This window comes from Pantoea sp. AN62 (genome assembly GCF_050432985.1).
GTDB lineage: Bacteria > Pseudomonadota > Gammaproteobacteria > Enterobacterales > Enterobacteriaceae > Pantoea > Pantoea brenneri.
The window spans coordinates 1-13,383 of sequence record NZ_JBNPYB010000002.1 but is presented as its reverse complement, the minus strand read 5'-3'; the positions used below and the strand labels follow the sequence as shown (position 1 = coordinate 13,383).

General features: G+C 53.4%; 14 protein-coding genes. 7 read left to right on the top strand and 7 right to left on the bottom strand.

Annotated features, from left to right (window positions below; all coding sequences use genetic code 11):
* Positions 1–299 precede the first annotated feature (299 nt).
* The 3 genes from FHW04_RS03055 to FHW04_RS03045 all read left to right on the top strand — a co-directional run bounded on the left by FHW04_RS03055 (position 300) and on the right by FHW04_RS03045 (position 2,199).
* Positions 300–1,471 (top strand): IS3 family transposase gene (locus FHW04_RS03055; RefSeq protein WP_179420058.1). Its coding sequence is split into 2 segments (ribosomal slippage): positions 300–567 and positions 567–1,471, totalling 1,173 coding nucleotides; the frame shifts between segments, so codons are not numbered across the junction.
* Positions 1,416–1,685 (top strand): HNH endonuclease, encoded by a 270-nt coding sequence (locus FHW04_RS03050; RefSeq protein WP_227021899.1) that lies wholly within the window; start codon positions 1,416–1,418, stop codon positions 1,683–1,685. The genes FHW04_RS03055 and FHW04_RS03050 overlap by 56 nt, the downstream gene beginning before the upstream one ends.
* Before the next feature lie 7 nt (positions 1,686–1,692).
* Positions 1,693–2,199: a YrhA family protein gene (locus tag FHW04_RS03045; RefSeq protein ID WP_089562607.1), complete on the top strand. Its 507-nt coding sequence runs from the start codon at positions 1,693–1,695 to the stop codon at positions 2,197–2,199.
* 179 nt (positions 2,200–2,378) lie between these two features.
* On the opposite strand, the gene FHW04_RS03040 is transcribed toward FHW04_RS03045, so the two are convergent.
* Together FHW04_RS03040 and FHW04_RS03035 are read right to left on the bottom strand one after the other, a co-directional pair.
* Complete coding sequence (locus FHW04_RS03040) at positions 2,379–3,035, bottom strand: SDR family oxidoreductase (RefSeq protein WP_031374414.1); 657 nt, start codon at positions 3,033–3,035, stop codon at positions 2,379–2,381.
* 88 nt (positions 3,036–3,123) lie between these two features.
* Positions 3,124–4,191: an SDR family oxidoreductase gene (locus FHW04_RS03035; protein ID WP_031374413.1), complete on the bottom strand. Its 1,068-nt coding sequence runs from the start codon at positions 4,189–4,191 to the stop codon at positions 3,124–3,126.
* Positions 4,192–4,291: 100 nt separating this feature from the next.
* Between FHW04_RS03035 and FHW04_RS03030 the strand changes: the two genes are divergently transcribed.
* The 4 genes from FHW04_RS03030 to FHW04_RS03015 all read left to right on the top strand — a co-directional run bounded on the left by FHW04_RS03030 (position 4,292) and on the right by FHW04_RS03015 (position 9,004).
* Complete coding sequence (locus FHW04_RS03030; RefSeq protein ID WP_089562608.1) at positions 4,292–5,194, top strand: LysR family transcriptional regulator; 903 nt, start codon at positions 4,292–4,294, stop codon at positions 5,192–5,194.
* Positions 5,195–5,573: 379 nt separating this feature from the next.
* Positions 5,574–7,016 (top strand): sugar porter family MFS transporter, encoded by a 1,443-nt coding sequence (locus FHW04_RS03025; RefSeq protein ID WP_031374411.1) that lies wholly within the window; start codon positions 5,574–5,576, stop codon positions 7,014–7,016.
* 136 nt (positions 7,017–7,152) lie between these two features.
* On the top strand, positions 7,153–7,980 hold the full coding sequence (locus FHW04_RS03020) for a TIM barrel protein (RefSeq protein ID WP_031374410.1): 828 nt from the start codon (positions 7,153–7,155) through the stop codon (positions 7,978–7,980).
* Between the two features lie 13 nt (positions 7,981–7,993).
* Positions 7,994–9,004, top strand: a complete 1,011-nt coding sequence (locus FHW04_RS03015; RefSeq protein WP_031374409.1) for a Gfo/Idh/MocA family protein — start codon at positions 7,994–7,996, stop codon at positions 9,002–9,004.
* Positions 9,005–9,041: 37 nt separating this feature from the next.
* Here FHW04_RS03015 and FHW04_RS03010 read toward each other — a convergent pair whose 3' ends face one another.
* From FHW04_RS03010 to FHW04_RS02990, 5 genes are all read right to left on the bottom strand, one after another.
* Complete coding sequence (locus FHW04_RS03010) at positions 9,042–10,556, bottom strand: MDR family MFS transporter (protein ID WP_227021898.1); 1,515 nt, start codon at positions 10,554–10,556, stop codon at positions 9,042–9,044.
* 621 nt (positions 10,557–11,177) lie between these two features.
* Positions 11,178–11,651 carry an OmpA family protein gene (locus tag FHW04_RS03005; RefSeq protein WP_094106462.1) on the bottom strand — a complete coding sequence of 158 codons (474 nt, stop codon included), beginning with the start codon at positions 11,649–11,651 and terminating at the stop codon, positions 11,178–11,180.
* 2 nt (positions 11,652–11,653) lie between these two features.
* Positions 11,654–12,862: a diguanylate cyclase domain-containing protein gene (locus FHW04_RS03000; protein ID WP_031374407.1), complete on the bottom strand. Its 1,209-nt coding sequence runs from the start codon at positions 12,860–12,862 to the stop codon at positions 11,654–11,656.
* Position 12,863: 1 nt separating this feature from the next.
* Positions 12,864–13,187, bottom strand: a complete 324-nt coding sequence (locus FHW04_RS02995; RefSeq protein ID WP_227021897.1) for a YfiR family protein — start codon at positions 13,185–13,187, stop codon at positions 12,864–12,866.
* A gap of 32 nt (positions 13,188–13,219) precedes the next feature.
* Positions 13,220–13,383, bottom strand: a 164-nt coding sequence (locus FHW04_RS02990) for an IS1 family transposase (protein ID WP_000507499.1), incomplete at its 5' end; no start/stop codon positions are given.

Genomic DNA, 13,383 nt, shown 5'->3' with positions numbered 1-13,383 from the left:
TATTGAAATCTTTCGTTTTTTATAAAAAACTATATTTATCAGAATAATATCTATTCATTTATTTCATATACCATTATTTTTTATTATTTTCTGGAAGTTATGATTCTATAATTGGTGATTTATACTAATGTTTTGGTGGGCATCTATGCTTATATGTGTTCTAAGAGGCGGGCCTTTAACCCGGATTCAACTTCCGGGATATGTCAGAGTTTTCAGGGCGTTAAGGTGTAGTGGCATAGTAAATTTGGCCACCTGAATAGAGGTGATATCATCACCTCATAGTCAAAACAGGTGACATTATGACCGGACGTAACAGACGCAATTTTAGCCCCGAGTTTCGCCTCGAAGCTGCTCAGCGTGTACTCGATCAGCACTACACCGTTGCCGCCGCTGCCACTGCGATGAATGTCGGGACATCCACGATGGACAAATGGGTTCGACAACTGAAAGATGAGCGAGCGGGAAAATCACCCATAGCTTCACCCATGACACCTGAGCAGATTGAGATACGTGAGCTAAAGAAAAGACCTCAACGCGTTGAAATTGAAAGAGATATATTAAAAAATGCTACCGCATTCCTGATGTCAGACTCCCTGAACAGTTCTCATTAGTTGAGAAACTCAGGGCGCGGTTTCCCGTTGCCGTTGTGTGCAATGTGTTTGGGGTTCATCGCAGCAGCTATAAATACTGGCGGCAACCAAAAAAGCCTGATGCCACGCGAGTGACATTACTCAGTCCTGTTCGTGAAAGTTATCGCGAAAGTAACGGCTCCGCAGGCGCACGTAATATTGCAGCGATGGTCACGAACAAAGGTGTAAAACTTAGCCGCTGGCGGGCAACAAAGCTGATGAAAGAGCTTCGTCTCATCAGTTGTCAGCAGCCTGGCCATCGATATAAGAAGGCGTCTAAGGAATACGTAGAGATCCCCAATTATCTGGAACGCCAGTTTGCTGTAACCGAGCCTAATCAGGTCTGGTGCGGTGATGTGACTTATATCTGGACGGGTAAACGCTGGGCTTATCTGGCTGTAGTGCTTGATCTTTTTTCCCGTAAACCGGCTGGCTGGGCTATGTCATTTTTCCCGGATTCTGCACTGACAGCTAAAGCGCTGTCCATGGCCTGGGAAGCGCGAGGAAAGCCGGCTAATTTACTGTATCACCCGGATCAAAGCCACTATGCCAGCAGGAATTTCAGACAATTACTGTGGAGATATCAGATAAAGCAAAGCCTGAGTTGCCGGGGAAATTGCTGGGATAACAGCCCAGTGGAACGGTTCTTCAGAAGCCTGAAAACAGAGTGGGTACCGGATAATGGCTACGCGAATTTTAGCCAGGCCAGCACGGCAATAAGGAATTACATCACAGGATATTACTGCCAGCTCAGACCCCATCAATATAATGGTGGTTTGACGCCGAATGAATCAGAAAGATTGTTCTGGAAAAATTCTAAAGCCGTGGCCAGTTTTTGTTGACCACTACACGCCCGGTTGGCAGGTTCACCACAAGATCCCACTCGATGACAGTGGAACAAATGCCCTGAATAATCTGATACTGATCCAAAACTCGCCATATCACTCCGCGCTTTCAAAGACACAGGCGATAATCACTAAAGACCTCCCATACAACGCCAGCACTAACGTTTTATGGCCTTCGCCGAACGGCGTAATTTACCCTGTAGGGAAGTGAAAACGAGATGAATAACACAATTCAGATAATGGGTATCTTCAAAAATTTGATGATTTCCGATAGTTACCCGATAGCCAGCCCAATAGCACCAGATGTTATTACGGACTTGAAGCGCAAGCCTGCGCCAATGGAATGGGATGAAACTAAACGTGGTGTTTACTCGGATATTCAGAAACTAGTGATGAATCGCCAGGACTACGCCGATATGCTCGAAGTCATGGATGGTCTGGAATACAACGGACTCACCCTGTATAGCTTGACGCAGGCAGAGAATGGTGAGTTGGCATGGTCAAATATCTATATTAGGAACATTGATACGCGCGATAATGACGTCTACGTTGATCCCAATCTGACAGACAAACTGCTGATTGGTGAAGATGGAATGTCCGTATTCGTGTACAGCTTCAAAGAGAAGTGTTTTCAGATTCGTGACAAAGCATCAACTGATTACGTTATTGAAGAGTACGAAACCTTCAGCGACCTCTTATCGGCCCTTATCGACATAGTAAAATAAAATTATCTCTGTCTTAGGGGCATTGACAATAGAACACCCAAAGTTGATAGAACACAGAATTATAAAGTGCTGTTGAAGCCCCCCGACCAATCTATGTCAAGTTGGTCGAGGGGATCCTCCGATGAAACAGTGTCCAATATTACGGGGTCAGTTCAAATTACGGTGCTTTTTTTGCTGGCTTAATAGCGCTGTAATCGTTGCAGCGCCGTCTCAATCGGCTGGTCGCCGCTGGTCAGCTCGATAATCTGATACTTAATCGCCGGAGTTTCAATCAGGCCAGCCAGCGTGGCGGCGACATCATCACGCGGGATTTCCCCGTACGGGATCGCCAGATCGGCCTGTACCCGACCGGTGCCGGCTGCATCGGTTAGCGTTCCCGGACGCAAGATTACCCATTCCAGCCCGCTCGCCACCAGCCGCGCATCCGCCAGCCTTTTGACCCGCATATAGTTTTCAAATCCTTCCGAAATCGCTTTACCGCGACCAGCATCCGGAAACGCCGAGACCAGAATAAAGCGTGGCACACCCGCCTGTTCCGCCGCCGCGACCGCCAGATCCAGCCCGTCGCCGTCAATCGCATTGGTCAGCGCAATACCCGCTCCACCCGCACCGGCGGTGAAAACCACCACCTCGTGACCGGCCATCTTTTGCGCCAGCTCGTCAACCGTCAGTTGCTGAATATCACCTGATACCGGCTGCGCACCAGCGGCCTGCAGGGTAGCAGCCTGCTCCGGTTTACGGTGCAGCGCCGAAACCGCGTGCTGCTTAGCGCTTAGCTGGCGGGTCAGTCGCAGACCCACTTTACCCGCCGCGCCGATAATAAAACATGCCGCCATAATCTCAGTTCCTCTGTTAATTCAGCGAGAGCAGAAGTATAGCCATCAGCCAGAGACAAAACAGGCGCCTGATGCGGCGCCTGTTGACTTACTGCGGGATCACTTTTTCCGCTTTCAGCTTATCAAACAGCTGAGTGAAGGAGTCGAGCGTACTGCGATAGCCGGTGAAGCCCGCTTTGCGACTTTTGCTCATGTCGGTGAAGGCTTCCATCGGACGACCAAGATCGGCGTCGGTATGCCACCAGGACGCGAGCTTATTGATGTCCGCTTCGCGCAGCTGGTGACGCTGGGCAATCTCCTGCCAGGCGCTGGCCGCTTCCTGCATCCGGCCTTCCAGCGGCATCATCTGCGCCGGGAATTCGGCCGCCTCGATACCGAAATAGCCAGCCAGCTTCGGCCACATCCAGCTCCAGCGGAACACATCGCCGTTCACGGCGTTGAAATCCTGATTGGCCGCCGCAGGAGACGTAGCCGCCCAGTGCAGTTGCTCAGCCAGCAAACCGGCGTCGGTCATGTCAGCCACGCCATTCCACTGCTCTGGCGAGCCGGGGAAAATAAACGGCCAGCCTTTCTCTTTGCACAGCGTGGCATACACCGCCAGCGTCTGACCCATGTTCATCGCGTTACCGACGGCGTAACCGATAATGGTGTGCGGACGATGGACGCTCCAGCGGTAGTCATATTTTTCCGCGCCAGCAAACAGCTCATCTTCCTGAGCATAATAGAAGTTGTCGACTGGCTGACGACCCTGCTCTTCACGGAACGGCGTTACCGGCACCGCGCCTTTGCCGTAGGCTTCAAACGGGCCCAGGTAGTGCTTAAGACCGGTTACCAGCGCGACGTGTGCGCCCTTCAGCCTTTCGCCCAGCGCCTCGATGACGTTGCGTACCATGCCGCCGTTAACCCGGATGTTCTCTTTTTCATTCTCCTGACGCGCCCAGACGCTGAAGAAAACGGCATCCGGTTTCACCGACTTCAGTGCTTCGCGCACCGCGTCAGCATCGGTCAGATCGGCTGTCAGACTGGTCGCGCCTTCCGGTACCGCGCCGCGTCCGCGTGACAGACCGGTCACCTGCCAGCCCTCCTGCTGCAGTTTATCCGCCAGTGCGCGGCCGATAACGCCGCTGATACCCACAATCAAAGCCTGTTTTTTCATTTGATTTCTCCTCGTTTTGCGTAATGCTAAGCCTAATAGAGAATTGAGTTCTTATCTCTGGCATTAATTCATAGCATTCTCAACCTGAGTTCATTAATCGATGCACGATCAGCGCCTCAAAGATATCCTGCCTTTTGTTGCCAGCGTGGAATGCGGCAGCTTTACCGCTGCCGCTGAGCGCCTGCATGTTACCGGCTCGGCCGTCAGTAAAAGTGTCAGCCGGCTTGAAACAAGATTAGGTTCCCGATTGCTGGAACGCACGACCCGCAGCCTGCAATTGACCGATGCCGGCAGCGCCTATTACCAGACCTGCCTGCGTATTCTGGAAGATCTGGCCGAGACCGAAGCGGTGCTGGCGGCGCAGCGCACCATTCCCTCCGGCCGCCTAAGACTGGCGGTGCCCAACACCTATGGCCGGCTTAACGTGATGCCGTTGCTGATGCCGTTCTGTCAGCAGCACCCTGAACTGGCGCTCAGCCTGAGTTTTTCCGATCGGTTCGTCGACCTGTTTGATGAAGGGATGGATGTCGCGGTGCGGATTGGCGGTGCGCCCGACCTGCCCGCCTCGCTGGGCTGGCGTAACATGGGCCGTGAGCAGATGCAGTTCTGCGCTGCACCGACCTATCTCGATCGTGAAGGCCGGCCGCACAACCAGGCCGGGTTACTGAATCACCGCGCCATCCTTTATCAGCGCGTTGACGGCAGCACCAAACCCTGGCTGTTTACTACTGAAGATGGTCAACCGAACTGGCGCGATGTGCCTTACCGGATGGCATTAGGTGATGTGGATGCGCAGATGCAGGCGGTAAAAGCTGGTCTGGGTATCGCACAAATGCCTTCCTGGCTGATTCGCCAGTCAGTCGCCGTCGGAGAACTGGAGATCGTTCTTCCCCAGTTGCAGCCTGACGGACTGACGCTCAGCGTAGTGTGGCCTCGTCGCAAACAGTTTCTGCCCAAAGTGGATGCACTGCTCTCTGCCCTGAGCGGCCTGGTGATCCGCTAATCTGACGGCGCAGACCCTCCGGTCGCGCCCATCGTCCGCCTGCCGGCTGTTATTTTAATTCCCCCTGCGGTTTGGGATGTTTATTTCATCCTGCGGTTATTTATCCGAAAATAAGACAATTCCAGCCCCTTTGTTTCACCGGCCCCGCCTTCTCTTCACATGGTGACGCTTTATTTCCGCGCTCAATAACCGGCTTAAATTTAAACCGTTTATTCGCATCCTGATGGAATCCCATCAAAATAAAATGGCCGGAAGGCTTGAGCTCACAAAATGAAAACTAAATTCCAAATATAATTTAACCCGAAATATAAATATCAGTAGGGTGAATGCTCCTTCATGTTCTGACGTTTTACCTGGCCTGTTTTCACCTGGAGTTTTCATGGAAAAAGAACTGTATATCTCGTCGAACCCGGCATCTGGCCCCAATAGCGCCACCCGTACCGAGCCGTTTGTGAAGATTATTGCGCTGGTGGCGACGCTGGGCGGCCTGCTGTTTGGCTACGACACCGGCGTGGTGTCGGGTGCGCTGCTGTTTATGCGTGGCGATCTGCACCTCACCCCGCTGACCACCGGACTGGTCACCAGCTCGCTGCTGTTTGGTGCCGCCTTTGGCGCACTGGCCGCTGGCCACCTGGCGGATAGCCTCGGCAGACGGCGCATCATCATTGCGCTGGCGCTGATTTTCGCCTTCGGCGCAGTGGGCTCAGCCATCGCCCCGGACGTGGAGTGGATGATCGCCTCACGCCTGTTTCTCGGATTCGCGGTAGGCGGTGCGGCCGCGACGGTACCGGTCTATATCGCAGAAATCGCGCCAGCCAATAAACGCGGCCAGCTGGTGACGCTGCAGGAGCTGATGATCGTCAGCGGCCAATTGCTGGCGTACATCTCCAACGCCACCTTCAACGATATCTGGGGCGGCGAAAATACCTGGCGCTGGATGCTGGCACTGTCGATTGTGCCCGCCATCCTGTTGTGGATTGGCATGATATTCATGCCGGAAAGCCCGCGCTGGCACGTGATGAAAGGCCGCAGTCAGGCGGCCCGCGAGGTGCTGGAGAAAACCCGCGCAGCCGAGGATGTGGAGTGGGAACTCGAAGAGATCGAAGAGACGATTGAAGAGAACCGCCAGCAGGGCAAAGGCCGGCTGCGCGATCTGGCCACGCCGTGGCTGATGAAAATATTCCTGCTCGGCATTGGTATCGCCGCCATTCAGCAGCTGACCGGCGTAAATACCATCATGTACTACGCGCCGACCATGCTGACAGCCGCTGGCCTGAGTAACGATGCCGCGCTGTTTGCCACCATCGCTAACGGTGCGATTTCAGTGGTGATGACCCTCGTCGGCATCTGGCTGATCGGCAAAGTCGGCCGTCGCCCGCTGGTGCTGATTGGTCAGATGGGCTGTACCTGCTGCTTATTCTTCATCGGGCTGATCTGCTGGCTGATGCCGGAATATCAGCAGGGCGCGGTTAACCTGCTGCGCGCTTATCTGGTACTGGCGGGAATGCTGATGTTCCTCTGCTTCCAGCAGGGTGCGCTGTCGCCGGTGACCTGGCTGCTGCTGTCGGAAATTTTCCCTGCCCGGATGCGCGGCATCTGCATGGGTGGCGCGGTCTTTTCACTGTGGATCGCTAATTTCGCCATTTCGATGGCCTTCCCGCTGTTATTAGCCGCCTTTGGTCTGTCGGGTGCGTTCCTTATTTTCGCCCTCATCGGCATCGGTGGTTCTGTTTTCGTCATGAAGTTTATTCCCGAAACCAAAGGAAGAAGTCTTGAGCAGGTAGAGCACTATTTCTACGCGCTTTATAACGGCAAAAAATAATGCTGCCGCATGGAGCCCGCAGAGATATCACTTTCGCTTAACGACGGTCAGAGAGGAAATAGCGACGTTCACCGATTAAATAACCGATGACGATTAAACCCGATTATTACGCACACATTACTTTCAGGAAATGACTATGAGCTTATCTATTCCACAGGCACGTTTTTGTGTAAACCGCAAAATTGCGCCCACTCTGAGCATCGAACGTTTTTTTAATCTGGTGACTCAGCTGGGTATTCATAAAGTCGAACTGCGCAACGACATGCGCAGCGGACGCGTTACCGACGATCTGACCGGTGAACAGGTTAAGGTGCTGGCACGCCAGTCAGGCATTGAGATCGTTACCATCAATGCGGTCTACCCGTTTAACCAGCTGAACGATGAGGTGCTGCAGCGCACCCGCCAGCTGCTGAGCGATGCCCGGGCGGTTGGTGCCGAGTCGCTGGTGCTCTGCCCGCTGAACGATGGCACCCCGATCAGCGCGGCGGATACCGTTGCTGCGCTGAAAATCTTAGGGCCGCTGTTTGCCGACTACGGCATTCAGGGACTGGTGGAGCCACTTGGCTTTCCGCAAAGTTCGCTGCGCTCAGCAATTCAGGCGCAGGCGCTGATCAAACAGGCCGATGTACCGTTCCGGTTGCTGATTGATACCTTCCACCATCATCTGTTTGAGGATGCTGAAAACGGCTTCGAACAGGAGATTGATGTGCAGCAGATCGGGCTGGTTCACCTGTCTGGCGTCACCGATCCGCGGCCGGTCGCCCAGCTTACCGATGAAGAACGCATCATGCTGAGCGCCGACGATCGCTTACGCAGCAAGCAGCAGGTCGAGCGGCTGGAAAAAATGGGCTACACCGGCCTTTACGCCTTTGAACCGTTCTCATCGGTGATGAATGACTGGCAGGAAGCAGACATCATCCGCGAAATTCGCGACAGCATTCAGCTGTTGAACCACTCAGCCTGATTAAGGAAGCACTATGACTATCAATATTGGCGTTATCGGAACCGGTGCGATCGGTCGCGAACACATCCGTCGTTGCAGCACGGTATTACAGAATGCGCGGGTGGTAGCACTCAACGACATCAATCGTGACAACTGTCAGCAGGTTGTCGATCAGCTGACGCCTGAAGCGCGTATTTATGATAACGCGATTGAGCTGATCAACGATCCGCAGGTCAATGCGGTGCTGGTCACCTCCTGGGGTCCGACCCATGAAGCCTTTGTGCTGGCCGCTATCGAGGCTGGCAAAGCGGTGTTCTGCGAGAAGCCGCTGGCGGTCACCGCCGAAGGCTGTCTGAATATTGTTGAGGCGGAGATCAAGGCGGGTCGCCAGCTGGTGCAGGTCGGATTTATGCGGCCGTATGACAGCGGCTACCGGGCACTGAAAGCGGTGATCGACAGCGGCGAGATTGGCGAACCGCTGATGCTGCACTGCGCGCACCGTAACCCGGAAGTGGGTGACAGCTACACCACCGATATGGCCATCACCGATACGCTGATCCACGAACTGGATGTGCTGCGCTGGCTGCTGAACGATGACTATGTCAGCGCACAGGTGATCTTCCCGCGCAAAACCCGTAAGGCCTCGTCACACCTGCGCGATCCGCAAATCGTGTTGCTGGAAACCGCCAAAGGCGCGCGTATTGATGTCGAAATTTTTGTTAACTGTGAATATGGCTATGACATTCAGTGCGAAGTGGTGGGTGAAAGCGGCATTGCCCGTCTGCCTGAGCCGATGTCAGTGCAGCTTCGCAGCGCAGCTAAGCTGTCGACCACTATCCTGACCGACTGGAAAAAGCGTTTTATTGACGCCTATGACGTCGAGCTGCAGGCGTTCATTAATAACGTTATCGCTGGTGAGATGACCGGTCCCTCAGCCTGGGATGGCTATGCGGCTGCGGTGGCGGCCGACGCCTGCGTCGCGGCGCAGAATTCCGGTCAGATTGTGCCGGTAACGATGGCGGAAAAACCGGCATTTTATCGCTGAAAGCAACGCTGCACGGCGGGTTCCGCCGTGCATTTCCTCATCCCTGCGTCCCTTTTTTCAGCGGCTCCTCACGCATCAGCAGCGACAGGATAAAGGCCAGCACCATGACGCAGGCCGCCATCATAAATGCCGCATGAATCGCCGCACCAAACGCCTGCAGATAATCGTGCCGGATATCGGCCGGCAGCTGATTCAGCGCTGCGGGCGAGATCGCGGGCGACAGCACGGTTCCGGCCGGCATCAGCGCTTCAAGCTGCGATTTCAGCACCTGACTGAAAATGGTGCCAAACAGCGCCACCCCAATTGAGCCGCCAATCGAACGAAACAGCGTCACCGACGAGGTGGCTACGCCGGTCAGCGCCGGTTCAATGCTGTTCTGCACCACCAGCACCAGTATCTGCATCACCATGCCCAGTCCCATCCCCAGCACGGCACTAAATAACTGAAGCTGCCATAACGGCGATGTGATGGTAATGGTGGTCATCAGCGCCAGCCCGGCGGTAGCCAGTAAGGTGCCGACAATGGGGAACAGGCGATAACGTCCGGTTTTGCTGATGATGCGTCCGCTGATAATAGAGGTGGTCAGCAAGCCGCCCATCAGCGGCAGCAGTTGCAGGCCCGCCTCGGTTGGCGTGGCCCCTTTGACCACCTGCAGATAAAGCGGCAAAAAGGTGACGCTGCCAAACAGCGACATACCAATAATGAAGCCGATCAGACTACTCAGCACAAAGCTGCGGTTGCGGAACAGCGTGAGCGGAATAATCGGTTCCCACGCCCGGCGTTCTTCATAAATAAAGCCAATGCAGCCGACCAGACCGAACGCCAGAATGCACCACAGTTGCGGATCGGACCACGGCCTGATGGTGCCCCCTTCGCTGGTAAACAGGGTAATGCCCAGCAGCGCCATGCTCAGGCAGATCGCGCCCGGGTAATCAATTTCGTGCCGGGTGCGTTTACCGCCTGAATTGAAGACGATGCCGATCACCAGCAGAGCGAACAGACCCAGCGGCAGATTGATATAGAAGATCCAGCGCCAGGAGACGTGTTGCACAATTGCGCCGCCCAGCAGCGGTCCCAGCACCGTGGCCAGCCCGAACACGCCGCCGAATAAGCCCTGATATTTTCCCCGTTCAGCCGGTGGGATCACATCGGCCACCGCCGCCATACTGACCACCATCAGCCCGCCGCCACCCAGTCCCTGTAGCGCCCGGGTCAGCACCAGTTGCGTCATATTCTGCGCCAGACCACACAGTGCGGAGCCCAGCAGAAACAGCACTATCGCAATCTGCAGTACCCGTTTGCGGCCAAACAGATCGCCGAATTTACCGTACAGCGGCACCACAATGGTCGATGACAGGGTATAAGCGGTCACAATCCATGACAGCCGATCCAGCCCTCCCAGCTCGCCGGTGATGGTCGGCAGCGCAGTGGAGACGATGGTCTGATCCAGCGCAGCCAGCAGCATCACCAGCAGCAACGCGCTAAATAATAACCGCACCGGGGGCGCTTTCCCGTTGGGTTGTTCCTGCAATTCGCTCACCTTATCAAACAAAATTTAACCTATCCTGTTGTTTTTATTGAAATCACAAGCTTATAAATCAGTCTGTCCATCAGGATTTCACAAATAAAGCTGTTTTCCAACGACATATCAGAAGTTTAGCTGGAAAAAGAAAACGGTTTTCATCACAGGATGTTCGCGATCTCGCCGCTGAGCGGCAAGCGCATTCTGACGCACCAGGGTGGTACGCATACGAATCAGGCTACTGTGCTGCGCGATTTTGGCGGCGGCTGATTTAACCGCTCGGGGTGTTGAAAGTTTGAGCAATAGCAGATTATGAAAACAGCATGGTGATTCTGTGCCACTCCACAGTTTATCCTGGTGCTGGCGGTTAGTTTATTCACGAAGCCAGCGGATGTAGCCTGTTATTTTTCTTTAGAAGCCGGGATGAATTACTCATATACGCAAGGGTCAGGTAAATTCTGTTGCCAGATTCAGGCTCAACGGGTTCAGTTAAATGCCCGGATATAACCTTCATCCCTTTAACTGTCACTCACCCGACTCGCCGATGAATAACCTTCCCTGTCAGTCAGCATCTTAAAAACTATATGCACCATCACCACAAAAACAACGCGATACGGCCGCGGTATCATTATGCAGCGGCCGTCGGGATTATCATGGCGCAGTGATCACAATTGCCACGCGCCGATTTTGCGCGCGCCCCTGAGCGCTATTGTTGGGGGTAACCGGTGCACTCATGCCTAATCCACGGGTAGTGATATTTTCAGGCGGTATGGCAGCACCTTCCGCCCACTGTGCCGCTACCGCGTTAGCTCTTTTTAACGAGAGCTGTTGGTTATAGGCTGCTTTGCCGTAATTATCGGTGTGCCCGTCAATGCGCACATGCTTAATACCGGTTGACGCCAGGTTTTTCGCCATCGTCTTAATGTTACTTTTGCTGGTCGGGGTAAGCTCTGATTCGTTTACGCCAAACAGGATCTTATCGGATATGCCCAATCCCCAGCCTTCGGTATTTTGACTGAATCCGGCATTCTGCATCGCGGCGATCTGCGCATCGCTAAAACGCCCTTTCGACTGACACCCGACCAGGGCCAAAATAAGCACCATCAGGGAAATTTTTGTTTTCATAATTAAGCCTTACTTTTTCGCTTATTCTTGTACATATTCATATCGGCACGCTCGAGAATAGACTCAACCGTATCACCGTGTTGTGACCAGGCGTAGCCGATGGTAACCGAGGTAGTGATCGGCGTACCTTCAGCAATCACAATTTTTTGCATCATGGCCTGGTGAATGTTCTGCATGAGCAGCTGTAATTGCTCTTCACTGGCGCGACTGCTCACCAGCATTGCAAATTCATCCCCACCTAATCGGGCGACTAAATCCTGTTCAGCAGCCAATGATGAGAGGCGCGACCCGATAGCTTTTAATACCTCATCCCCGGCGGCATGGCCCCAGTTATCGTTAATGCTCTTAAAGCGATCGCCATCAAGAAACAACAAGGCAAAACGCTCTTCGGCATATTGCTGATCGAGCAGCTCAGTAAGACGAGCAGCAAAGGCGCTGCGGTTGGCAAGTCCGGTTAACGGATCTTCCAGCGCTTTGGCTGCCAGAGAGCGATTATCGCGAATAAGTGAGGCCTTCAGCGTTTGCATTTCCATCAGCAACGAGTTCAGGTCATCTGAAAACAGCTGAAACTCACTGGTCGGGCTCTCCGGGATACGCAGGGAAAAATCGCCAGACCGAATCACATAGTGAATCGAACTGGTAATGTTGCGCAGCGTTGCAATAATCCCTCGATGCAGAAACTCACTCAGCAGAAGCGAGATAATCAGCACACATAACATACCGCAGGTAAGAATCATAAAAGAGTAACGAATGAAACTCACCGCACCGGTCACCGTGCCTTCTAGCGTCAACGTACCAACAGTAACGTCTGCGTGATTTATATTAACCTTAAGAGGTTTAAGATAAATCCATTCACGTAATAACCGTGAATACCAGCCCGTCTGTTCTTTCTGAGCATGCCAGTCGACCAAAATAATCTGATCGCGGGTGGCCAGTTTCGCCGAATCGAACATGCCTTCATCGCCAAGCCGGGCAATTTTATTATGCGCATCGGAACTGTCGGCAAAAACGGTAGCGGCGGTTAGCGTGGTGCTTAACGTCGCGGCGATCAATTCAAGGTTTCGCTTCTCATAGTTTTTAATAAATAGCAGCGAGGTAGAGGAGAGCAACAGCCAGCACAACAGTAATATAACCGCAGAATTGATGGTGCTTATTTTTCGCAGTTTATTGCGTATCGATGATTTGTCGTTTCTGAATTTATCGTATTTCATGTTATTCGCTTCTATCGCGGGACAGCAAAAGCACGTCCGGACTCACCCTGACACCGCTTCTGGCAAGCGAATCAAGGTTAACGGAAAAAAGCGTACGATCCGGTTGAAAAATCATGCAAAAAGCAGCGCCAATGGTGCAATCCGCGTTGTTCTCCGCAAGGGTCAGCACGGCTCTTCCACTGAACTGCTGAATAAGTGCGACCTGCTGTTGCGACGTCTGATCGCCGAAATAGACTGCATCGCATCTGTGTGTCGGGAGGTCGCTGGCTTTAGTAAGATAAACAACAGTGAATGTCGCTGCCGGAGATGGTTTTTTTTCCGGCAAGGAGAGATGCCGGGCTGGGTAATGACTCCAACTTATTGATAGTGTTTTATGTTCAGATAATGCCCGATGACTTTGTCATGCAGCTCCACCGATTTTGAGAACGACAGCGACTTCCGTCCCAGCCGTGCCAGGTGCTGCCTCAGATTCAGGTTATGCCGCTCAATTCGCTGCGTATATCGCTTGCTGATTACGTGCA